Source organism: Rhodopirellula bahusiensis (genome assembly GCF_002727185.1).
Lineage (GTDB): Bacteria > Planctomycetota > Planctomycetia > Pirellulales > Pirellulaceae > Rhodopirellula > Rhodopirellula bahusiensis.
Genome location: NZ_NIZW01000002.1, coordinates 97,359 through 119,730, shown reverse-complemented (window position 1 = coordinate 119,730; position 22,372 = coordinate 97,359). Strand labels below are relative to the sequence as shown.

General features: G+C 56.0%; 20 protein-coding genes. 16 read left to right on the top strand and 4 right to left on the bottom strand.

Translation table 11 applies throughout. The features are described from left to right. Positions 1–55 precede the first annotated feature (55 nt). Positions 56–1,924 carry a sulfatase gene (locus tag CEE69_RS03240; protein ID WP_099259318.1) on the bottom strand — a complete coding sequence of 623 codons (1,869 nt, stop codon included), beginning with the start codon at positions 1,922–1,924 and terminating at the stop codon, positions 56–58. A gap of 101 nt (positions 1,925–2,025) precedes the next feature. After that, a complete protein-coding gene (locus CEE69_RS03235) occupies positions 2,026–4,905 on the bottom strand; it encodes a PDZ domain-containing protein (RefSeq protein WP_233214571.1) in 2,880 nt (959 codons plus the stop codon). A gap of 410 nt (positions 4,906–5,315) precedes the next feature. Here CEE69_RS03235 and CEE69_RS03230 point away from each other — a divergent pair, with 410 nt between their 5' ends. The 3 genes from CEE69_RS03230 (at position 5,316) to CEE69_RS03220 (ending at position 7,672) form a co-directional block, all read left to right on the top strand. Next, positions 5,316–5,696: a hypothetical protein gene (locus CEE69_RS03230; protein ID WP_099259317.1), complete on the top strand. Its 381-nt coding sequence runs from the start codon at positions 5,316–5,318 to the stop codon at positions 5,694–5,696. 100 nt (positions 5,697–5,796) lie between these two features. Continuing rightward, positions 5,797–6,366, top strand: a complete 570-nt coding sequence (locus CEE69_RS03225; RefSeq protein WP_099259683.1) for an RDD family protein — start codon at positions 5,797–5,799, stop codon at positions 6,364–6,366. 10 nt (positions 6,367–6,376) lie between these two features. Further along, the gene (locus tag CEE69_RS03220; protein ID WP_233214570.1) at positions 6,377–7,672 is read left to right on the top strand and encodes a hypothetical protein; all 1,296 of its coding nucleotides are present in this window, start codon (positions 6,377–6,379) and stop codon (positions 7,670–7,672) included. A 2-nt stretch (positions 7,673–7,674) separates the two neighbouring features. Here the strand turns inward: CEE69_RS03220 and CEE69_RS03215 are convergent, their stop codons facing one another. After that, the gene (locus tag CEE69_RS03215) at positions 7,675–9,054 is read right to left on the bottom strand and encodes a sulfatase family protein (protein ID WP_099259681.1); all 1,380 of its coding nucleotides are present in this window, start codon (positions 9,052–9,054) and stop codon (positions 7,675–7,677) included. Positions 9,055–9,230: 176 nt separating this feature from the next. Further along, positions 9,231–10,448, bottom strand: a complete 1,218-nt coding sequence (locus CEE69_RS03210) for an AraC family transcriptional regulator (protein ID WP_099259316.1) — start codon at positions 10,446–10,448, stop codon at positions 9,231–9,233. 447 nt (positions 10,449–10,895) lie between these two features. On the opposite strand from CEE69_RS03210, the gene CEE69_RS03205 reads away from it, so the two are divergent. The 13 genes from CEE69_RS03205 (at position 10,896) to CEE69_RS03140 (ending at position 22,280) form a co-directional block, all read left to right on the top strand. Beyond that, positions 10,896–12,185, top strand: a complete 1,290-nt coding sequence (locus CEE69_RS03205) for an outer membrane protein assembly factor BamB family protein (protein ID WP_199169793.1) — start codon at positions 10,896–10,898, stop codon at positions 12,183–12,185. A gap of 255 nt (positions 12,186–12,440) precedes the next feature. Continuing rightward, the gene (locus tag CEE69_RS03195; RefSeq protein ID WP_099259315.1) at positions 12,441–13,223 is read left to right on the top strand and encodes a tetratricopeptide repeat protein; all 783 of its coding nucleotides are present in this window, start codon (positions 12,441–12,443) and stop codon (positions 13,221–13,223) included. A gap of 6 nt (positions 13,224–13,229) precedes the next feature. Further along, positions 13,230–13,985, top strand: coding sequence for a tetratricopeptide repeat protein (locus CEE69_RS03190; protein ID WP_099259314.1), 756 nt, complete (start codon positions 13,230–13,232; stop codon positions 13,983–13,985). A 325-nt stretch (positions 13,986–14,310) separates the two neighbouring features. Further along, positions 14,311–14,793: a Na+/H+ antiporter subunit E gene (locus tag CEE69_RS03185; RefSeq protein WP_099259313.1), complete on the top strand. Its 483-nt coding sequence runs from the start codon at positions 14,311–14,313 to the stop codon at positions 14,791–14,793. After that, positions 14,790–15,218, top strand: a complete 429-nt coding sequence (locus tag CEE69_RS03180; protein WP_233214568.1) for a monovalent cation/H+ antiporter complex subunit F — start codon at positions 14,790–14,792, stop codon at positions 15,216–15,218. Before CEE69_RS03185 ends, CEE69_RS03180 begins: the two co-directional genes overlap by 4 nt. 13 nt (positions 15,219–15,231) lie before the next feature. Continuing rightward, on the top strand, positions 15,232–15,594 hold the full coding sequence (gene mnhG / locus CEE69_RS03175) for a monovalent cation/H(+) antiporter subunit G (RefSeq protein ID WP_099259312.1): 363 nt from the start codon (positions 15,232–15,234) through the stop codon (positions 15,592–15,594). Beyond that, positions 15,594–16,172, top strand: a complete 579-nt coding sequence (locus CEE69_RS03170) for a DUF4040 domain-containing protein (protein ID WP_099259311.1) — start codon at positions 15,594–15,596, stop codon at positions 16,170–16,172. The genes mnhG and CEE69_RS03170 overlap by 1 nt, the downstream gene beginning before the upstream one ends. Further along, the gene (locus CEE69_RS03165; RefSeq protein WP_099259310.1) at positions 16,169–16,606 is read left to right on the top strand and encodes a Na(+)/H(+) antiporter subunit B; all 438 of its coding nucleotides are present in this window, start codon (positions 16,169–16,171) and stop codon (positions 16,604–16,606) included. Before CEE69_RS03170 ends, CEE69_RS03165 begins: the two co-directional genes overlap by 4 nt. Then, complete coding sequence (locus CEE69_RS03160; protein ID WP_099259309.1) at positions 16,603–17,202, top strand: sodium:proton antiporter; 600 nt, start codon at positions 16,603–16,605, stop codon at positions 17,200–17,202. Before CEE69_RS03165 ends, CEE69_RS03160 begins: the two co-directional genes overlap by 4 nt. Then, on the top strand, positions 17,199–18,677 hold the full coding sequence (locus CEE69_RS03155; protein ID WP_099259308.1) for a monovalent cation/H+ antiporter subunit D family protein: 1,479 nt from the start codon (positions 17,199–17,201) through the stop codon (positions 18,675–18,677). Before CEE69_RS03160 ends, CEE69_RS03155 begins: the two co-directional genes overlap by 4 nt. Then, positions 18,674–20,221, top strand: coding sequence for a proton-conducting transporter transmembrane domain-containing protein (locus tag CEE69_RS03150; RefSeq protein ID WP_099259307.1), 1,548 nt, complete (start codon positions 18,674–18,676; stop codon positions 20,219–20,221). The genes CEE69_RS03155 and CEE69_RS03150 overlap by 4 nt, the downstream gene beginning before the upstream one ends. Next, complete coding sequence (locus tag CEE69_RS03145; protein WP_099259306.1) at positions 20,218–20,544, top strand: hypothetical protein; 327 nt, start codon at positions 20,218–20,220, stop codon at positions 20,542–20,544. Before CEE69_RS03150 ends, CEE69_RS03145 begins: the two co-directional genes overlap by 4 nt. Next, positions 20,541–22,280, top strand: coding sequence for a Na(+)/H(+) antiporter subunit D (locus tag CEE69_RS03140; RefSeq protein ID WP_099259305.1), 1,740 nt, complete (start codon positions 20,541–20,543; stop codon positions 22,278–22,280). Before CEE69_RS03145 ends, CEE69_RS03140 begins: the two co-directional genes overlap by 4 nt. The last annotated feature ends 92 nt before the right edge of the window (positions 22,281–22,372 follow it).

Below are 22,372 nucleotides of genomic sequence, written 5' to 3'. Positions count from 1 at the left end.
ATGGGCAGGAAGGATGAGGACGGAGAAACTCAGACAGGAAGACATCATCGTCTCGCTATTTCGCGATCGCCCGTTTCGAATACGGTTCCGACGAATCCTTTCCGTTTTTCATCGTCGGGTAACTGACCAAATATTGGTTCTCGTCGATCAGGTTGAAAACGTAGTGCGTCGCCTCTTTGGGCAATTCAACCTCCACACGGTCACCCACGATTTTCGCGGGCAGCCGATACCATTCCTCGTATCGTTCGCCTCCGTTGTCCGTGTAGATCAGATTGGCTTTCACCACCTTCGCCCCGTTCGTTTCAAACTTCGCCCACACAATGCTTCCATCCCGTCCGTGATCGGAAACCTCGCAAACCTTGTCTTTGTTTGGCAAACGACGCGAACAAGTTGGGTTCAGAGAGGGCGTGCTCGCGGCTGTTTCATCGAGACGCCGTTGCAGCTCTTCATTCATCGCCGCTGCTTTCTCAGGCATATCGTCGGCCAAGTTGTTGGACTCCTCGATGTCCACACGTTGATTCCGCTCGTCATAGAGGAGGTACAGTTCCAGCGGATTGTCACCGCCTTGCAAGACATCGTTCCAATTTCGAATCAGCTTGTAGCCGCCGACGCGAAGAGTGGACTGCATCGACGAGTGCGGGAAGTGCCAGAACATCGAATCACGAGGCTTTCCGTCGCGATCAACGATCAAGGACGCATCCGTTGGATCTGATGCAAGCAACGACGACAGGTCCGTTCCATCGAGATGTTGCTCGGCCGGCTTGGAGGTTCCGGTCCAAGACAAAATGGTCGGATAGAAATCCAAACCGTTTACCATCGCATTGGATTCTGTTCCTGGTGCGATCCCTGGACCGCGAATGATCAATGGGACGCGGACGCCGCCTTCCTTCGCGTTGATCTTGCCTTTGTCGAGCGGATAGTTGTCGGTGATGATCTCGCCCGGATGACGCTCCATCCCGCCATTGTCCGACGTGAAGATCACGTACGTGTTCTCGCTCAGTTGATGTCCCGGCCAACGCGGGTCTTCCGTGGTGTCGAGGTAACGCAACACGTTGCCAACATAGTGGTCCAGCATCTCGACCATCGCACCGTAGAACGGATTGCGTTGCCCTTCGAGCTCCCAGATCTTGGGATCAGTCGGGAACGGAACATTCATTTTTTCACAGTACTTCCGCAGCAACCGTTCCGATCGCGTGTGAATCGGAGCGTGCACCAAGTACGTCGCGTGATACAGAAAGAAGGGTTCGGCTTTGGCTTCGTCCATGAACGACATCACGTCAGCCACATTCTGATGAAACGGGAATCCATCCTCATCCAGCTTGTAAGGATCGTCGTCCGCATCGCTCGCGAATCCGGACAAGCGGTTGGGACGCATTGGTCGGGTCACGCCTCGTTCGGCCCGAGTGAAATCGAAGCCTTGGTCTTCCGGTTGTGGGAACGCGAAATGATTGATCGCGACATGCCATTTCCCCGCGTGCCCCGTCCGATACCCGTTTTCGCGAAGCGCCTCGGCAATCGTGATTTCGCTCAACTTCATTCGGCCGCTGTACCACGGCGAGATCAGTGGCGATTTCTTGGTGTAAGGCGACGGAGGTGCTCCTCCAACCACATGAGTCTTCTGTGTTCTGGCGGGATGCTTGCCTGACAGAATCGCAGCCCTCGACGGGGCACAAGTTGGTGCCGGCGAATACGCTTGCCGAAACAAGACGCCCTGCTGACTCAGCCGATCGATGTTGGGAGTCTCATAGGGGCAGGGCTCGTCGATGTCGTAGCAACCGACGTCTTGCCATCCGAGATCATCCGTCAACAGCAACACCACATTGGGCTTGTCCGGACGATCCTGCGAGAATGCTGGAGCAGCGAAACCGATCGCACCAAGAACGGCGCACGTGGCCAATGCCTGAATTTTCAGGAAGCGAGACATGAGGGTTCACCGAGGTGAGAGGAGGGAGGTGAAGGTGGGGGCGGGAAGGAGGGAGGTTGTTTGGTCGGACTTCAATCGCGGTGAGCGGCGAATGCACCAGCTCACCGCGTCAGAACTTGCAGTTCTTGAAAGGCAGAGTTCTCACCGCGTTGGGTAACGGGTTGGACCTTCCAAACGATCCATCGAAAACGGCCCAGCGATTGATCCTCTCGTGATCGCAACTCGACGGAGCAATACTTGCCGTGTTTCAGACCGGTGGTGTCAATCGTGGTCAGGGGAACGAATTTGGACCGATCTTCGACGTTCCATCCGGGGTCGGAATCCATCGCACTCGCATACAAAGTCAGCTTTTGCGGACCACGCACACCGTTCAGGTTCGTTGACCAACTGAGGATGGAAGAAACTTCCGCGACGGTCCCCAAGTCCACTCGGTACGCCCCCGAGTTGACTCCATTTGCAAACACGGGACCGTATCCGTCCGCCAACTTGCCATCGAGGAGCGTTCCAACGGGTGCATCGCGAACGGAATCATTGGCTTCGACCTTCGCATCCGAACCGAGCGTCTCGTTGATTTCTCCTGCAGCGGCAGCGGACTCGAAGTTTTCAACGATCACCATCGGCGTTTTCTCAACCGAAAGCTCGATCACCCGTTGTTCCCGAACCACTTTGAGCTGCAACGTCTCTCCGCTCGCTCGTTGGTACTCCGTCAGCAACTCAGAAACCTTTCGCAACGGTTTCCCATTGAGTGCTTGGACAAGATCGCCGTTTTGCAAACCGGCCTCCGCGGCGGAGGTGGTCGCCACGACGGCCGATAACGCCACGCCGCCGTCTTCTTTGGCAACGCCGTATGCCGAGAACTCCGCCCCTTTCAAGTCCGCCACTCTCGCACCCAACCAATAAATCGGCTGAGGCCGCGTCACACGACCGCTGTCCGATCGCGGTTTGTTGAGCGAACTCTTGACATCCAATTCCGGAATCACAGGCGTCGCCGCAATCTTCTTCAGCGAAGGCTTTTTCACTCCGAACTGGTCCATCGGAAAGTTTTTGAAACCGATCGCCATCGCGGGTGAACCTGCTTCCACGCGAAAGTCTCCCTTTTCGGGATCGACGAATTTCGGATCCGCGACAATCGAATTCACATCCCAACCAAAACTGGCGTAACGATCCTTCATGTCCGGAGCGTTTGCGTAGTACAGGTTGCCGTCGACTCGTTTTCCCTTGGCCGTTTTCGTCGGCATTCGAGCACCTTGCGGCGCGGCCATGAAGATGTTGCTGAAGACTTCATCACCGCTGTTGTTGTACCAAACGTGCGGGTGCAGTCCGTTATTGATCGTGATGTTGTTCCACGCCCGACGACGAAAACCTTCACGCAACTTCAATCCACCAGCCAACATCAAGTTGTTGGTGATGTCATAGTTCGACGATCCATCGTCCAGGTCGATGTCCCAACCATGATCGCAACGCCAGCGACTGTTTCGAATGACGGTCGTTTCCACCGCATCTAAGAATGGAAAGTCAGGCTCTTTGTCGATGACTTTCTGGCTGGCACCTCGGTCGCTGCTCCAGTAACGATCGCGTCCCCATGAATTGAACGAGCCGTGATCGTGCGTTTCTTGGACGGTGTCGAAGACATCACATCCTTCGATCAAGTGACCGCCCCAAGCTCCGTCGCCGATGTTGATGCCGGCCCGAGCGCAGTCGTAGATCGAGCAATCACGAACGGTGATGTGCTGCGCCATTTCGATCTGCACGCCAGCGGGTTGCCGTTCGACTCGTCCAATCCCGTGGATCAAACAATCCTCGACTGTGCAGTCCGCTGGGTAGTTGTTCGTTTTCGGTCCTGGCGTTCGATCGACCTTTGCCAAATCGTTTTTGTGACCGTACTGAAACAACGGGTCTCGCACCGCGTTGGGGTCCCCGACAAAGCAAACGCCGCTGGCTCCCGCGTCGTGAATGTGGCATCCGTGAATATGAGCCCGGCGGTTGTAATTGCTGACAAAGATCGCATTGCCACCGACTTGATCAAACTCCGAATTCGCGATTTCGACGTCTTCGGTTCCAGTCAACACAACAGCACCGCCGCGGTAGATCGTCCAGTCCGATCGCAGCATCGGTTCCTTGGTTTCCATGAACGTTCGCGCCGAGTGCCGGAAGACAAAACCGTTCAATGTGATGTGACGAACAGGTTGTTGCTCGGTGCCGTTGAACTCGATCAAGTGCCGCAACCGAACGACCTCGATTTTGGCCGTCTTTAAATCCAACGCTGGGCCGGGATAGAAATACAACGTGTTCGTTTTCGCGTTGTGATACCACTCGCCCGGCGCATCCAACTCTTCGAAGATGTTCTCGACCATCCGCTGGTCCTTGTGCATTCCCGAGGGGCGATTGTTTTGCCATCCACCCTCGTAGGTCACGTTGCCATCTGCATCCTTGCCGGTGATTCGATAGTGATACCCACCCCAGCGTGCTCGGTGCATTGCGTGGATGAACCTGCCATTCGGATCCTTCCACTTCGCTGCACGTTCCTTTGAAAACGCATCCGCAGCATGACCTTGATACGCTTGCGTCTTCTTAGTCGGATCAAAATTGGGATAGCGAGCCATGCGTTGCATCCGGCCATCGACAAACAATTGATCGATCGCCAACCCCGGTTCCGTGCTGGCTTGCACGATGCCATCCCGAAACGGCTTCCAATTCAGTTCAAGTAGCGAACCGCCGCTCAGTATCGCTTGGCCTTCGTTTTCGGCGCGATAGATGACCGGATACTCGGCCGTTCCTGAATCGCCGGAATCAAACACCAACGTTCGTGGCAAATAGTGCACGCCGTCACCGACTCGAACCGTCACCGCTTCTTTCCCAGCGACCGGACGCGCAATCTCGCGAGCACGCTCGATCGAAGCGACTGGAGACTGCTCGGAACCATCGTTGGAGTCATCGCCATTCAATCGGACGTGCACATCCAACGCGAAAGCAGAAGGCATCGCCAGCCCGAGCAGAATCAGCGTAAGAAGAACTCGTGATACACTGAAAAGCACCCACGAGTTTTGGAATCGAGAAATATGAATCATTGCATTCTAAAATGAGATGGGTTTCGCCAACCAAAGACCATGATCGAACCGCTCGAAAACTCGACACGCCAATGCGGCGACCTGAAAATGATTTGCGACACGGAAGGCATGTCGATCGACCGCTAAACCATCTTACTGGCCCCGAAGGCAACCCAGACATCTTAAAATCGGCCGTGAAAGCCTCCAGCCGCGAAACGGAATGCAGGAACGTCTGGCTGCTTCTGATGCTCCGATGTAATCTCGCGAGACATTGCAAAGAATTCGAATCTGTCGAGAACGAAGAAAAACCGAATCACATCTCTACCTGACAAGGTGCAACCACCATGCAAATCTCAGGCTTCATCGCCTTGCTAGGATCGATGGTTGTCAGTCGATTCATCACCGAACACAGTTTTCGCGAATTGGATCCGGAACAGAAACTGAGGTTGATGGATGGATTTTCATCGACACGCATGTACTCGATGATTCCGTTCTTCCTTCTGGTCGCTGGATTCTGGCTGCTGATGACTCAGACGGACATGGGTCGACAAGCCGTCACCGCGATGTACTTTGTGCTGCTGATCATCATCGTTGTTTTGAAAACAGTTTTCAATCAACGCAAGTTGCGATCGCTTGAAATGCCTGCAGAATATCAGCGAAAGTACATGGTCGCGCAAGTGGTTTCCTTGACTGGTGTGGCCTGGTTCATTTTCACACTTATGTAGGCGGCGAGCCGCGACATCCCTTCGATGCGTCTCGGGCGTCAATTCACTCGAGGCACTTTCGATCGTCCGAGGGGAAACCTCTGTTTCAATGGATGCATCCATGCAGGTTGACAGTTCACTTGGCGACGGCGTTTACTTCTCGCGTCAGTCGTACCCCGGGTTCATCCGCCGCACGCTTGCGATGGTGATTGACGGGACGATTCTGATGCTCGCTGGAACCGCGATTTGGATGCTGCTATTGCTGCTGTTTTATGCCATGGAGTTCAGCCATCGCCCCGACGCGCTGTACTTTGCGATTTGGTCGGCCATCACTTGGCTCTACATGACGGTGATCAAACGCTCCTGGCTCCGCACAGTCGGCTACCGACTGGCAGGACTTCAAATCGTCGACGCTCGCGGGTCCAGACCTTCGCTGACCAGGATGACGTTTCGAATGCTGATGTGGATTTTTGGTCCATTCAATTTCATCCTCGACATGGTTTGGCTGGGCGCTGACTCCGAGCAACAGACTTTGCGAGACTGTTACTGCAGCACATTTGTGGTTCGGTCCACGGCACAGCCCGAAGGCACCGCACCACTCCACTTGACCCGCTACTTCGCCGCCGGAATAGCTCCGTCCTACCCACGCGTTGTGCGGCCAGTGTCAATCATCGACTTGCCGTCGCACTAAGGAAGTTCGCATGCATCCCTTCCGAATCTCCCACGCTTTGATGCTGACTTTGGCGACATTGTCTCTCTTCACAGTGGCTATGAAAGTCGTAGCTGAAGAAGCCTCACCGCCCGGAACCGCTGATCTGAAATCGCAAATGGATCAGGCCTGGGAAGTCACCTGGAACCGGTTCTTTCAAAAGGACGTGCAAACGTTCGCCGACTACCTCAGCAGCTATGAACCGGGCAAAGAGCTCGCGCATTTGCCCACCGCGGACGAAGTCAAACGTCAATATCCCAACCCATGCGGCTACAGCACCGGCATGGAAGACGGAATGATCTTGGGCGGAGCCATGCTCAGTGTCTTGGCAGATCGATTCGCGGTGACGAATGACGCAAGCCTGCGAGCCGACGCTCAAAAAGTGTTCGCCGGTTTGAAACTCTGCGCGACCGTTCACGGCGTCCCAGGATTCCTCGCTCGAAACGTTTGTCCGGAAGATCAAACGAGCGTCTACATCAATTCCTCTCGCGACCAATACACACACGGCGTGCATGGCCTTTGGAAATACTATCGAAGCCCGTTGTCAGACGAGCCAACTCGAGCCGAAATTCGCGACATCCTGACCGCGGTCGCCGAGCGGATGATCGAATTCGCAACGCCGGAAAACGACTTCGACTTTTGTCGAGCCGATGGGCAACGTTGTCCGCTCGGGATCTGTCGCATGTGGAACGTTCAACCGCATGAGGCCGCCCGACTCCCAATGATTTTCGCAGCCGCATGGGATGTCACCCAGGACGAAACCTACTATCGGCAATGGAGGCACTACGTTGCCGATGCGATCCAACAATCCGCGGCCCCTGACAAGAACACTCCCGCTTACGCGCTCCTACAAATGCAGTGCTCATTGGAGCTGCTGCACTCGTTGGAAATCGACGAAACATTGAAGAAGGAAATCGAGGACCGAATGCGTCATGTGTCCGACATGGCGGAGCAGCGATCCTCGCACATTGCAGATCGCCTTTCGCACAAGACGGCAGAAGAAATGCAAATGCTGGGTCCCGATTGGCGTCACGTGGATCGTTGGATCAACCAGAACGAATATGCCAACCCGCAATGGGGCAAATACCGTGAAGTTTGGCACCTCACACGCGAAGCAGGGGAGTCGGCGATGGTACCGCTGATGGTGAACCATCCAGCCACCTCGCCCGATCAAAAACGACGACTGCAAAACCTGATCCTGACCACGGACTACTCACGCAATTCCAGCTGCGGAATCATCTACCACCAAGGCGCCTACTGGAAAGCTCGCCTGACCAACAACCTTTGAATTCACTCGCTTCTGAGCTTGGAAAAAAGTTGCGGACTTGGTGAATCTGGCAGGGTTGCTTGCCACTCTTGCAGTTGACGAGACAAGCTGGCGACGGCGTCCGGTTGTGACTCTTTCAAGTCGGTTGCTTCGTAGGGATCGGCCACGATGTCGTAGAGCTCGACGTAGCTCGCGTCTTCGTTCGTCAAAAGCTTCCACTTGTCATGCACCACGCAGTACGAGGCCCAGTGGTGCGGATGGTTGGCTCGCGGCGGCCAACGCGAGGCGAACTTCCAAAACAGCGGCTTGGAACGCCCGGAGTTTGCTTCGCCTTTTAACGCAGAGACCTGGCTGACTCCATCGGGCTGGTAGTCCGCAGGCAACTCGACACCGGCGACATCACAAAATGTTGGCAGCAGATCGACGCCGCTCATCATCGCCGATTCATCGCTCTGTCCCGCGGCCACCTTTCCTGGCCAACGAACAATGAAAGGCACATTGATGCCGCCTTCGAACAGCGACGCCTTGTAGCCTTTGCGACCCGCCGTGATACCTTTCGCCGCTCCGATGCCAAAACCGGCTCCGGTCGCTGTGTCGTAGCTCAGTTCCAACTTGGAATTGGCGGAACCACGCGCCGGGCCGTTGTCGGAACTGAAGACAACCAATGTCTCGTCCGTCAAATTCAATCGGTCCAAGGCATCCAAGACTTCACCGATCCGATCGTCCGCATGAGACAACACAGCGGCGTAAATCTCATCGGCTTCGCTCAGCCCAAGCTCACGAAAACGCCAACGGTACTTCGGGATCACATGAAACGGTGTGTGCGGTTCATGAATCCAAAGGTTCACAAAAAATGGCTGGTCATCAGCGTGCGCCGATTCGATGAACGCGATCGTTTCATTCGCGTCTTCGTGCACAGGCATTTGCTCGCCCGAGCAATTGAACGCTCCGTATCGATCGTATCCGTATTCCGCCGGCGTGGGCGAATCAGGAATCATGTCGTTGGAGAGATGCCACTTGCCAAAGTGAGCAGTCTTGTACCCACCGGATTGCAACAACCTTGGCAGTGTGACCGCACTCGGATCCAACCAATCGGGCATGTTTCGCTTGGCATTGCTGGGCACCCAAGCGAAGTGGCCATCGATGTTGTGCCGAGCGGGAAAATGTCCCGTCATCACCGCCGTTCGACTCGGCGAACAAACTCCGCTGGCGACCGTGAATCGATGGAAGTCCGTGCCTTCGCGAGCGAGTCGGTCGATGTTCGGTGTCTTAACGTACGGATGACCGTGGCACGAAAGGTCGCCCCATCCCCAATCATCGGCGAAAATAAACAAGATGTTCGGCTTTGCGTCGCGATCGGATTCGATCGCGTCGGCAGCCGAAATGGGATTCGAGTCCACCATGAGAAAGACCGCGAATGCCCCAACCAAGGCCACGCGAATCCCACACTGGATCACTTGGCCGACGATGTCCCTTGTATTCCACATTCGATTTTCACTCGGTTCATTACTAAAGAGGTGTTCTGATCCAACAACGATGTCGAAGGACTTGCAACTCAAGTTGCGACGGTTGTTGCCGGTCAGTTTGCTTCCACTTCATCCATCTCGTCACCCGCACCTTTGACCTTTTTCTGCTGCTCGGTTCGGAACTCACCCGGCGATTGACCGGTCTCGCGTTTGAAGACAGCACCAAGGCTCTCCTTGTGACTGTAACCAGCCAGAGGAGCGATTTGTTCCAACGTCATCTTGGTTTCGGTGAGCAATTGTCGGACGCGTTCGACTTGAGTCATCGTGATCTGGTGATGAGGCGTGTGCCCCAGCACGTCACGGAAACGCCGTTCAAGCTGCCGGCGTGACAGCGAAGTGAATTCGACCACATCGCCCACGTTGATTCCCGTGCAAGCGGTTTGACGAATGAACCGGCAAACGCGAGCCAACTCCGCATCTTCGACCGCGACGACTTTGGTCGACAATCGTTCCGTCACCGAGACCGGCGGAATGCGTTCCACCTCTTGATCAGGAACCCAGCCCGACAACATCTGGTGCAAGATTTCGGAGGCGCGATAACCCGCGAGCTCCGCGTCCGGCCGAACGCTTGAGAGCGACGGATCGCAGATCGAACAGATCGTGTCGTCGTCATCCACTCCGATCACACCCACATCGTCAGGGACCGCGATGCCGGCGAACCGGCAAGCATTCAAAACTTGCTGGCCGCGAATGTCGTTGCACACAAACATTCCGGTGGGACGCTTCAACGTTGCCAACCACTCGACCAAGGTTTCTTGCTCGACCACGCCGGCGCGTTCCAATTCTGTCAACGCGATTCCGGGTGCGCCTGGTGATTGATACTCCGTGAACGGACAGCCCGCCTTCTCAACCAATTCGCGAAACGCGACCAAGCGAGCATCCGAGTAAGTCGCAAAGCGAAAGCCGCAAAAGGCGAATCGTCGAAACCCTCGCTCCCAAAGATGATCGAACGCCATCTGAGCGACTTGCCGATTGTCAGCCTCGACCTGGGGCACGCCGGTGAACTTTCGATTGCAACGCACATCCACAATCGGGACGCGCAGCTCGCGGAGTGGACCAATCGAATGATGGTCCAATCGCGCAATCACGCCGTCGACACGCGTTTTTGAGATCCACTCGGGAACTCCCGAATCAATCGTCATCTCTTCGTGCAACAAAGACCAATCACCTTTGGTCCTGGCGAAGAGCGAGATCCCACGAAGCAGCTCACGACCGTAGGCCCGAGAGACCTCCACCAGCAAAGCGATACGAGGTCGAGCGGTTGGATTCACGATCGTCTTTCTCCACAGCCAAGCTGCTGACTTCGAAACACCACAACGCGACGCAAATCGATACAGCCAACATGCAAACGCGAAAATCTATAGGCATGCAACATCATAGCAGATCGCGAACCCACTGCAATTTACGGCACCGAAATCTCGAACCGGACCAAAACCAAGAGATATCCGGTGTCGCAAACAACCACCCAAGAGACGCGAACTCGGTGTTCTCGGATGGACCTGCGGAGACCGTTTCCGAGCTCTGTTGCTGATGTTTGATAGTCGTCAAACCGGGCAAGGACCGCGTTCCGGTCGGTAACAAAATCCTGTCCCGGGTTGGCAAATGATCTGCCGCTGGGTCAGAGTGACGTGGCACACATATCATCCACTCGCACCAGGACTCGACCCGTGAGCCAGATCCGACGTTCACCTGTACACCGCTTCGTCCGCGTTCCCTTCGTGGCGGCTGTCACGTGTTGGTTGCTAACAGGATTCCCGCTCGCCGGGGCAGTCGAAGCCCAATGGCCTAAGTTTCAAAACGGCGGACTTTCGTCGACCGACACAGCGTTGCCGACCGAGTGGTCACCAGAACAAAACATCGCCTGGACCGCCGACATCAACGGCTACGGTCAGTCGACTCCAATCGTGGCTCACGACCAAATCGTTGTGACATCCACCAGCGGCGAAAACAAAGACGAGTACCACGTGCAATCTTTCGCGATCGAAACCGGCGAACTGAACTGGCAAGTCGACTTAGCCAACCCATCTCCCTTCAAGAACTCTCCGATGGTCAGTCGCGCGGCTCCCAGCGCTGTCGCAACGGACGCTGGCTTTGTCGCTTTCTTCGAGGGCGGCGTGTTGCTGGCAATTTCGCCTGCGGGGGAGACTCAGTGGCAACGCGACTTGGTCGCCGAGCATGGACCGATCAACGCTCGGCATGGATTGTCCGCTTCACTGGAAGCCGACTCCCAGCGAGTCTATTCGTGGGTCGAACGCGACGAAGCCCCGTACGTCCTGGCCGTCGATCCAACGACCGGCGAAACAATCTGGAAGGTCGATGGGTTGGGCGCGACGTCTTGGGGATCGCCGCGATTGATTCCCGTTGACGGTGGTGAGCAACTGGTGTGCAGTGCCAGCGGCAAACTCGCTGGACTGGATCCATCCACCGGCGAGCGTCTGTGGGAATTCACCGAGCTGTCCAACAACACTTCCTGCACACCAACCTTTGTTAGCGAAGGAAGGTTTCTGATTGGAGCATCGGATGGTCGCGGCGAAACGAACACGGGCGCATCGGCGGCTAGCAACGGATTGATCGAAATCAGTCGCGGCGAAGACGGCTCCTTCCAAGCGAGCTTCGTTTGGCAAGCGGAGAAAGCGACCTGCACTTTTGGCAGCCCGGTTGTCGCCGGTGACACCGCCGCGATCGTCAATCGCACCGGAGTTCTTTACCGACTGGATTTGGAAACTGGCGAACGAGTCTCGGCGAAACGGACTGACGCGGGTGGCCTTTGGGCGACACCCTTGGTCGCGGGAGGCAACCTGTACCTATTCGGCTACAAGGGAACGACCAGCGTCATCTCGCTCGCCGATGGCAAAGAGATCGCCGAAAATCGTTGCTGGCCCGAAGGCGGCGACGGGGACAAGACGCCCGGTTTCGGTGGCGGAAACGTGCTGTACGCCGGAGCTCCCGCCGGCGACCGTTTGCTGATCCGACGCGGCGACAAGCTCTACGCGATTGGTGCGAAGTAGCATCCACCGCGTTATCGGTCGCGCGGAAATTCTTTTTCGCAGCCGATGTTGACGCAAATCAGCAAATTGCTACCATGCTGAGAACCAGTCGCAATAAGCGATTGAACTGATAGCCAGCGAGCACCGTTTGGCGGCCACCATTCGCCCGCGTCGGACCACCGACGCTTTGTGCGAAAGCCGCCGAAATGCCAGCCAGCCATGACCTGATTGCTTCGAAATGTTCGAAGCAGCAAATCCGTCATCAAGGTTGGCCCTATGAAAAACATCTCACCAGAGACACTGGACCTCGCTTGGCAAGCTCACGCCAGCAGCGATCCCGATCGAGTCATTGAACTTCTCGCGGCGAAAGACATTCTGGCTCAGTCGCATGGCGATATCGAACCCGCGGTGTTGCTCGGGTTGGCGCTTCACGATCGTTCCCGAGTCATCGAAGCCGCGGACGCATTCGAAAAAGCCAGCTTGCTAGGGCCGATCCCGGACGAAGCGCGGATCACGCTGGCATCGTGCTATGCACAGCTTCGGCGGATCGACCTGGCTCGCGATTTGTATCTCGAGCTTGCACTCAGTCGACGACTCGAACCTGACTTGATGCTAAAAGTCGCGGGAGGTTTGTCCGCGATTGATTCGCCACAGTTGGCGATGAAGGTGTGCGAATGGATCACCGAGCAAGACGAATCGGTCGCGCAGGCTTACTACGACATGGGCATCTACTCGGCCAACTGTGGTCACGCCCTTTACATCAGCGAAGCGCTCATGCGTCGGGCGATTGCCCTGGACTCCGGCAACTTTCACTATCGAGTCGGGCTGGTCTCGTTGCTGATTCAACTTCAATGCGAAGGCGAAGCACTCGACATCGCTCGCACCTTCGAGATCGCTCAAATCCAAGAAGCAACATGCTTTTCTTGCCTGCAAAGAATCGCGGACTTGCTATCCCGACACAAACAACCCGATCTGGCGACCGCTTGCCAAGCTCGCGTGAAGGTTCTGCGAACCGAACGCACTGCCAAGTCGCTTCACCTCACCAAGCCATCAATTTAGACCGAAATGAACGAATCTCTCTCCATCGCTCACCTTGAATTCGAAGCGGGCCAGTTTGCTCGTGCCGTCCAGTTCGCTCAGTACGCGTTGGCCCAAGACCCCGATGACGTCGCCGCTCTGACGCTGTTGGGAATGGCCAGTCTTTGCGATTGCGAATTCGGCGAAGGCATTGATGCACTCGAACGTGCGGCCCTCATTCGACCGTTGTCTCGAGCCATTCAAATCGAACTGGCAATCGCGTACGGATCGATTGGCCGACGCAACCTGTCGGAAGAGTTGCTGATGTCGGTTGCGACATCGGGCAAGGTCAACAGTTCGGAACTTCTGCGAATCGCGGCGGGCTTGGAAGCGATCGACTCACCGAGATTGGCAATGGAAGCTTGCCGCCAAGCTGGCATTCTGAATCCGGATCAACCCGAGGTTCACTACCAAATGGGCTACTATGCTCAACAGTGCGGCCACCCCACTGAAATTTGCGAATCATTGATCCGCCATGCGATCGACCTGGATCCTCGCAACGTGCACTTTCGCATCGGGCTGGCTTCGATGCTGATTCGGTTGCAACGCAAGGACGATGCGATCAAGGTTCTCGCCGCGGTCATTCCCGACCGTCTGGACGAAGTGGACTGTCAGTGCTGCCTCAAGCGCATCGCGAACCTGTTTTTCGACTGCGACGATGTCCAACGAGCGCGACTTTGCGCGTCGCGACTCAAAAAGCTGTCGAAACAATCGACCACTGCGCAACACAGCAACGTCGCATAACCTCCCTGACGATCACCCTGCACTGGCTCAAACGCTGAACACATAACCAGGCTGAAAGGTCCGGCAAACATCACAATGGCGGGTTTGTGCGGACCGCAAAACAACAAACTGAGCAAAGCAGCTAAACCAGGCAACCACAGCAAGAAAATCGCTCTGGATTCCCACCCGGTGAATCTGCCATGGGGTGAAACATAGAGCACGTATCTCTGTTCGAACGAATCGTTCCAACAAAGCGATTTCTCGCATCGGGCCCACTTGTTGCGGGCGCAAGTTTGTGGATAACGTGTCTACGTTTTGCACATCTCCCCACGGATCGGATCCTCTCGTGAGATACGCGTTTTGGCTCACCGTCGCACTGGTTGCGACCTGGCTGTTCTGGTCAGGACATTTTGACAACCCGTTCCTTCTTGGACTCGGTGCGTTGTCGGTGCTGGTCAGCCTCTACGTCTCGTTGCGGATGGACATCGTCGACGAAGAAGGTGCTCCGGCGCAACTCGGGATTCGTCCGTTTGTCTTCTACGCACCATGGTTGGCCAAAGAAATCGTTGAAAGCAACTTGGCGGTCGCCAAGATCATTTTGTCTCGCAAGATGAAGCTGAAACGCAACATGGTCACCATCAAATCGCATCAGAAATGCGAACTCGGCCGAGTCATCTTGGCCAATTCGATCACGCTGACCCCCGGTACGGTGTCAGTCCAAATGGAAGGCGAGAAGATCCTGATTCACGGTTTGAATTTGGAAGAAACCGAAGAAGACATGTCCGGCGAAATGGACGAACGCATCTGCCGGCTGGAGAAATCCAAGTGATTTTTCCGACTTGCATGATGCCGATGATGCTCGCCGTCAGCGAAGCGGCAGCTCACGCCGCGAAAACGCCGTCGGGACGCGGGCACGCCAGCTCCGCTGACCTGCACGAAATGCTGAGCTATTCGGCGCAAGCGTTCAGCCTGAGCGCGACGCATCACGTGATGATGGCAACTTCCGCTGCAGTCTTGATCACCATGACGCTGGCGTTGATCCGAGCGATGGCGGGACCGACCGTTTTCGATCGCGTTTTGGCGCTCAACATGTTCGGCACCAAAACGGTGCTGTTCATTTGCGTGGTCAGTTTTATGACCGCTCGCACCGACTTTCTGGATCTCGCATTGCTCTACAGCTTGATGAATTTCATCGGCATGGTCGCTTTGTTGCGATTCACCCAATATCGCAGCTTTGGTGAGGAACCCGCCTGATGAGAGGTGACTCATGATCGCGTTTGAAATCGCAAGTTGGTTCTTCCTGATCGCGGGAGCGTTCTTTTCCATCGTGGGAGGAATCGGCATCATCCGATTGCCCGAGTTCTTTTCGCGAATGCACGGCGGCGGCATCACCGACACGATGGGTGCCGGTTTGATCTTGATTGGATTGCTGTGTTTGGCGGGCCCTACGTTGGTCGCGGCGAAGCTGATCGCGATCCTGTTCTTTCTGACCATCACCAGCCCAAGTTCCTGTCACGCATTGGCACACTCGGCGTTGATTCATGGAGTCAAACCGGAACTGGACGTCAAACAAAAAACCAATCAGGCGTGTAACCCACCGACCACTACGCGTGATGGAGACGTCTCCTAATGAACTGGATCGTCTTTGCCATCTTGGCGTTGCTGGCACTCACCGCCGTGACAGTCGCACGATTGCGGCAGCTATGGGCCGCGGTGATGTTCACCGGCATCTACAGTTTTCTCAGTGCGTCCTGGATGATGATCCTGGATGCACCCGACGTCGCGTTCACGGAAGCCGCCGTCGGCGCGGGCATCTCAACCGTGTTGATGCTCAGCACGTTGGCGCTGACCGGCGAACAAGAACAACCAACCAAACGTTCGCCCATCATCCCTTTGTTGGTGGTCATCGTCACCGGCGGAGCCCTGATCTACGGCACGTTGGACATGCCTCACTACGGCGATCCCAACGCCGCCGTGCACATGCATCCGGATCCGTCGTTTGTCGAGCGATCACTCGAGGACATGCACGGTCTTCCCAACGTCGTGACGGCGCTACTGGCTTCTTACCGGGGTTACGACACGCTGGGTGAAACGACCGTGGTTTTGACCGCCGGCATCGCCGTGTTGCTGATTCTACGAAGAGATGAATTGGAACGCCCGGCCATCGCGAGCCGCGCTAAACGACGCAAACGGAAGGCCAGCGCATGATCAAGTTCCCAATCATTCGCGTGATCACCAAGTTGCTGATCCCGTACATCTTGCTGTTCGCCTTCTATGTTCAATTCCATGGTGACTACGGCCCGGGCGGTGGTTTTCAGGCGGGAGTCATCTTTGCCGCAGCGTTGATCCTGTACGGCCTGGTATTCGGCCTTGATGCAATCAAACGCGTTGCTCCTCCAATCGTGATTGAAAAGCTGATGGCGATCGGCGTGTTGGTTTATGCCGGCACCGGCTTTGCCACGATGATGCTGGGCGGCAACTTTTTGGACTACGACGTTTTGGAACATTCCTTCAACCACAAGTACCTGCCCGGTGGACAACACCTGGGGATCTTCTTGGTGGAAGTCGGCGTGGGTATCACGGTGACCTCGGTGATGACGATGATCTTCTACGCCTTCGCCAGCCGGAGTCGATTCGTATGAGCAGTCCAGCTTTGGAACAAGCCGCGGGGCTCTACAACTACTGGATCGTGATCGTCTTGATGATGACCGGGTTCTACATCGTGCTTGCGCGTCGGAACCTGATCAAAGCTGTCATTGGTCTGAACATCTTTCAAACGTCTGTGTTCTTGCTCTACGTGACGATGGGAAAAGTTCGTGGCGGCACCGCTCCGATCATCCCACCTGAAGTCGCCGCGGCTCAGGCCAAAGTGATGCACGATGCGGGGCATGGCGAACATTCGACGCACGCTTTGGGAACTGTTTCCGAAGAGATCGTTGGTGCTCACACCGGGCATGCTGAATTGCCGGGTGCCGAAATCATTTACTCCAATCCATTGCCAAGTGTTTTGATGCTGACGGCGATCGTGGTCGGCATCGCTACCACGTCGCTCGCACTCGCGTTGGTGGTTCGCATTCGCGAAGACTATGGAACGATTGAAGAAGATCGGATTTTGGAAATTGATCGCGAAGATGGATTGCCGGACGACGATGACGAAGACCAATGGATCGACACGGAGACTCATTCGCTGGCGGGGAGTTCGCCTGACAACCCCACCGATTCGGAGTCAGTGAATTGACGGAACATCTCCCCATTTTATTGATCGTGCTGCCGCTGGTGGCGGCTCCGCTGTGCATGATCCTGCACCAGCGAACTGCCGCCTACACGCTCGCGCTGGTGGTCTCATGGATCACGTTTGCCATCTCAATCGCGTTGGTCGCACAAGTCAGCGAGTCCGGAGTGATCCGGTACAACCTGGGTGGCTGGGCACCGCCATACGGCATCGAATACGTGGTCGATTCGTTGTCGTCCTTTGTGATGATGTTCGTCTCGGGGATCGGTGCCATCGTCTTGGTTTATGCACCGAAATCGGTCGACGACGAGATCGCTCGATCGAAACACTATCTGTTCTACGCAACCTATCTGTTGTGCCTGACCGGATTGTTGGGCATGTGCGTGACGGGTGACCTTTTCAACGTTTTCGTTTTCTTGGAAATCTCATCGCTGTCGTCGTACGCACTGATCAGCCTCGGGCAAACCCGGCGAGCTCCATTGGCTGCGTTCCAGTACCTGATCATCGGTAGCATTGGCGCGACGTTCATCTTGATCGGCATCGGGTTGCTGTACCAAATGACCGGCACGCTCAACATGGCGGACATCGCCGCTCGTGTGCCACACGAAAACGGCCCTCGAACGGTTTTGGTGGCGTTTGGTTTTCTGGTCATCGGATTGTGTGTGAAGATGGCGGTGTTTCCGCTGCACACATGGTTGCCCAACGCCTACACGTACGCACCTTCCGTCGTGACATGCTTCATCGCGGCGACCGCGACCAAGGTTTCGGTCTACGCGTTCATCCGGGTCATCTTTGGGATCATCACTCCCAGTTTCGCGTTCGACTATCTGCCGCTGGACACCGAACTGACCATCCTGGCATTGATTGGCATCTTCGTTGCATCGACAGCGGCCATCTATCAAGCCAACGTCAAGCGCCTGCTCGCCTATTCCAGTGTCGCTCAGATCGGCTACATGATTTTGGGCATCAGCATGGCGACACCGGGTGGACTGACCGCCGGCATCGTTCACATGTTCAACCACGCGTTGATCAAAGGCGGGTTGTTCATGATCGTCGGTTGCTTCGCGTTGCGATTGGGCAGCGTCAAACTCGATGACTGGAAGGGCGCCGGCAAAACGATGCCTTGGACGTCGCTCGGCTGGGCAATCGGGGGACTGGCACTGATTGGTGTTCCGGTCACGGCGGGTTTCATCAGCAAATGGTTGCTTCTTACCGCGGCAATGGAAAAAGGTATGTGGCCGGTCGCTGTGTTGATGCTGTTCAGTTCGTTACTTGCCGTGGTCTACGTTTGGCGTGTGGTTGAAACCCTGTACTTCAGCGAACCAACCGCGAAAGTCCTGAAGGCCAAGGAGGCTCCCCTGGGAATGTTGATCCCAACCTACATCGTCCTAGCTGGAACTTTCTTGTTCGGTGTTTGGACCACCTACTCAGCCGACATGGCCGCGGCCGCGGCCGCGGGATTGCTGGGAGCCACACCATGACGGACTCCATGCAAATCTGGGTGTCATTGCTGCTGCCGCTGATCGCGTACGTGTTGCTCACGCTAACGGGCAAATCGCCAAACGTTCGCGAAGGCTGCACGCTGACGGTCGCCACCATTCTGTTTTTGCTGACTTGCCGGATGGCCAGCGGCGTGTTCGCCGGTGAGCGTCCAGAATGGATGTGGGGTGAATGGTTGCCCGGCTTCCAAATCGCGTTCCAAGTCGAACCGCTGGGGATGCTCTTCGCACTCGTCGCATCGGGACTTTGGATCCTGACGACGATCTACGCGGTCGGCTACATGCGGGGCCATAACGAAGAAAATCAAACGCGATTCTTTGGCTGCTTTGCTTTCGCTATTTTCGCTGCTCTCGCGGCCGCTTATGCGAAAAACCTGTTCACGCTGTTTGTCGCGTATGAGGTCATGACGATCTCGACTTACCCGTTGGTCACTCATCATGGCAACGAAGAAGCCCGCAATGGCGGACGAGTCTACCTGGGGATTTTGCTATCCACCTCGATCGCGTTCTTCATGCTGGCGATCGCCTGGACCTACACCTTGGCCGGAACGTTGGACTTCGCTCCTGGCGGGATCCTGGCCCAAAGCGTAGCGGACGAAAAAATCTCGATCGTGGGTCTCGGATTCCTCCTCGCGTTGTTTGCGTTCGGGATCGGAAAAGCCGCTTTGATGCCGTTCCACCGCTGGCTTCCCGCCGCGATGGTCGCTCCGACACCCGTCAGTGCTTTGCTGCACGCGGTCGCCGTCGTGAAGGTCGGTGTGTTCTCGGTTTTGAAAGTCGTGGTTTACATCTTCGGTTTGGACCTCCTGACCGAATCAGGCGTGAATCTCTGGCTGGCCTATGTCGCCGGATTCTCATTGGTCGTCGCGTCGTTGGTTGCGATGACGAAAGACAACCTGAAAGCACGACTCGCGTACTCGACGATTGGTCAATTGGCCTACATCACGCTGGGTGCGGCGCTCGCAACTCCCAGCAGCATCATCGGTGGCGGGATGCACATCGCGATGCACGCGGTTGGCAAGATCACGCTGTTTTTCTGCGCCGGAGCGATTTATGTCGGAGCTCACAAGAAGAACATCAGCGACATGAGAGGACTCGGGCGGCAAATGCCGTTTACGTTCGGTGCCTTCCTGCTCGCTTCGGTCAGCATCATTGGATTGCCGCCGGGCGGAGGTGCTTGGAGCAAATGGTTCTTGGCCGTTGGCACGGTGGAAACTCATCAGTATTTGTTGACGGCAGCGTTGATGGTCAGTTCACTGCTCAACATCGCTTACTTGGTGCCGATTCCGATGCTCGCCTTCATGGGCAAACCCAAAGCGGATGACTCCGCCGATCACGACTCGCATGGACATGAATCGGACGGCCATGACTCGCATGGGCACGCACCGACCGAGGGAATTCACGAAGCTCCGATGATGTGCGTGGTTCCACTTTGCATCACCGCGATTGGCAGTGTCGCGTTGTTCTTCGCCGCCGACTGGATTTACGAAGCCCTGTTGCCGATCACGCAGACGCCAAACTTATGAGCCACAACCCTCCTTCCGATCCCAGCTGGTTCGAACGGCCGCAGAACATCCAACGGATGATCATCGGTCTGGTGGTCGTTTGCGTGCTGCTGGTCTTCGCCAACCTGTTCTACGAAAACCCTCACCCACACTTTGGCAAGGTGGAAACGTTCTTTGGTTTCCAAGCTTGGTTCGGGTTCATCGCTTTCGTCGCTGTCGTCTTCCTGGGAACGTTGCTGCGTCCGTTGATCAAAAAGCCAGAGGGCTACTACGACCCTGAACCCGAAAACGAATTCCCGCGTTTGGACCGCCCCGAAGACAACCACCCAGGAGACGAAGCATGAATTTCTTGTCTGCTTTGCCTCCGGGATGGCCGATGATTGTCGGCGGCGTTTTCCTGTGGTTGCTTCCCAAACGAGCCCAAGCCGGCGGTGCACTCAGCCTGGCAATCCTCAGCGGTTTGCTGTTCTGGTTCACGCCCGTCCTGGGTGAAGGCGAGTCCGCGAAAACGTTCTCGATGTTGGGTGCGGAACTGCAACCAATCCGCATCGATTCGCTCAGTCGACCATTTGGATTGGTATTCCACATCGCTGCGGTCGTGTCGGCGATTTATGCTTTGCACGTGCGAGACACCCGGCAACATATCGCGGGAATGGTGTACGCCGGCGGCGCGATCGGCGCTTGCTGTGCCGGAGACTTGATGACGCTGTTCGTTTTTTGGGAACTCACCGCAATCAGCAGCGTGTTTCTTGTTTGGGCGTCGGACACACCCGCCGCTTACCGCGCTGGGATGCGTTACCTGATCGTCCAAGTTGGCTCGGGCGTGTTGTTGCTCACCGGAGCCATCATCCAGTATGTGGAAACGGGTTCGCTGAAATTCGAACTGTTTGTCAGCGAAGGTCAAACCCTTTTCGGCGACAATTCGATCTCGCCCGCCGCATGGTGCGTGTTGTTCGCGTTCGCGATCAAGTGTGCCTTTCCGTTGCTTCACAACTGGTTGCAAGACTCGTATCCCAAGGCAACGGTCACCGGCACCGTGTTCCTCAGCGCGTTCACGACGAAGCTCGCCGTGTATTCGCTGGCCCGTGGGTTTGCTGGCTTCGATCCACTGATCACCGTCGGCTGCGTCATGACGCTGTTCCCGATCATTTTCGCGGTCATCGAAAATGACCTGCGTCGAGTTCTGGCATATTCGCTCAACAACCAACTTGGGTTCATGGTCGTCGGTGTTGGCATCGGGACCGAGCTCGCCATCAACGGAACCGTGGCTCACGCGTTTTGCCACATCATCTACAAATCATTGTTGTTCATGTCCGTCGGCGCGGTGCTGTTCCGAGTCGGCACCGCCAAGGCAACCGAACTGGGCGGACTTCACAAGTCGATGCCATGGACCACCGCGTTCTGCATGATCGGTGCGGGTGCCATCTCCGGCTTCCCGCTGCTCAGCGGATTCGTTAGCAAATCGATGATCATCTCAGCCGCCGGCGAAGAACACATGTTCGGCGTTTGGATTGTGTTGCTGATCGCTTCGGCGGGTGTGATGGAGCACTCCGGAATCAAGATTCCGTTCTTTGCGTTCTTTGCCCATGACAGCGGCAAACGAGTCAAGGAAGCTCCTTGGAACATGTTACTCGCGATGAGCATCGCTGCTTTCTCATGCATCGCGTTGGGCATCGCTTACCCGTTGCTGTACCGGTTGCTTCCCTTCGACGTGGACTATCACCCATACACGATCACCCACGTCGTCACCCAATTGCAGCTGCTCCTTTTCGCGGCTCTCGCATTCGTCGCGCTGATGAAGTCGGGACTGTACCCAGCAGAACAACGAGCCGTGAACCTGGACACCGATTGGTTCTACCGACGTCTGATCCCCAAGGTAACACGTGGCGGTCAAGTCGCGATTGAACTGGTGGACCAAACGTTCCGCCACGACTTCTTGTTGACCCTGCGCAGCGTCCTTCGAATGATCCAGCGTTCGTTCAACGTCAACGGCTGGATCGGCCAGACTTGGTCCACCAGCACGATGGCATTCTGGGCCGCGACACTGCTGGCGATCAGCTTGGTGCTGTACTACACCTAGCAATCATCCCCAGCACTGGGTATTTCTGGCAAATCCCGCGACGTGAAAACTCGTGTTGGGCAAACGACTGAAGCAATCGATCTACAATGAGC

Excerpts from the sequence above, each read along its gene's own strand:
- CEE69_RS03240 (WP_099259318.1), bottom strand. The coding sequence starts at position 1,924 with ATGTCTCGCTTCCTGAAAATTCAGGCATTGGCCACGTGCGCCGTTCTT.
- CEE69_RS03235 (WP_233214571.1), bottom strand. The coding sequence starts at position 4,905 with ATGCCTTCTGCTTTCGCGTTGGATGTGCACGTCCGATTGAATGGCGAT.
- CEE69_RS03230 (WP_099259317.1), top strand. The coding sequence starts at position 5,316 with ATGCAAATCTCAGGCTTCATCGCCTTGCTAGGATCGATGGTTGTCAGT.
- CEE69_RS03225 (WP_099259683.1), top strand. The coding sequence starts at position 5,797 with ATGCAGGTTGACAGTTCACTTGGCGACGGCGTTTACTTCTCGCGTCAG.
- CEE69_RS03220 (WP_233214570.1), top strand. The coding sequence starts at position 6,377 with ATGCATCCCTTCCGAATCTCCCACGCTTTGATGCTGACTTTGGCGACA.
- CEE69_RS03215 (WP_099259681.1), bottom strand. The coding sequence starts at position 9,054 with ATGGTGGACTCGAATCCCATTTCGGCTGCCGACGCGATCGAATCCGAT.
- CEE69_RS03195 (WP_099259315.1), top strand. The coding sequence starts at position 12,441 with ATGAAAAACATCTCACCAGAGACACTGGACCTCGCTTGGCAAGCTCAC.
- CEE69_RS03190 (WP_099259314.1), top strand. The coding sequence starts at position 13,230 with ATGAACGAATCTCTCTCCATCGCTCACCTTGAATTCGAAGCGGGCCAG.
- mnhG (WP_099259312.1), top strand. The coding sequence starts at position 15,232 with ATGATCGCGTTTGAAATCGCAAGTTGGTTCTTCCTGATCGCGGGAGCG.
- CEE69_RS03170 (WP_099259311.1), top strand. The coding sequence starts at position 15,594 with ATGAACTGGATCGTCTTTGCCATCTTGGCGTTGCTGGCACTCACCGCC.
- CEE69_RS03165 (WP_099259310.1), top strand. The coding sequence starts at position 16,169 with ATGATCAAGTTCCCAATCATTCGCGTGATCACCAAGTTGCTGATCCCG.
- CEE69_RS03160 (WP_099259309.1), top strand. The coding sequence starts at position 16,603 with ATGAGCAGTCCAGCTTTGGAACAAGCCGCGGGGCTCTACAACTACTGG.
- CEE69_RS03150 (WP_099259307.1), top strand. The coding sequence starts at position 18,674 with ATGACGGACTCCATGCAAATCTGGGTGTCATTGCTGCTGCCGCTGATC.
- CEE69_RS03145 (WP_099259306.1), top strand. The coding sequence starts at position 20,218 with ATGAGCCACAACCCTCCTTCCGATCCCAGCTGGTTCGAACGGCCGCAG.
- CEE69_RS03140 (WP_099259305.1), top strand. The coding sequence starts at position 20,541 with ATGAATTTCTTGTCTGCTTTGCCTCCGGGATGGCCGATGATTGTCGGC.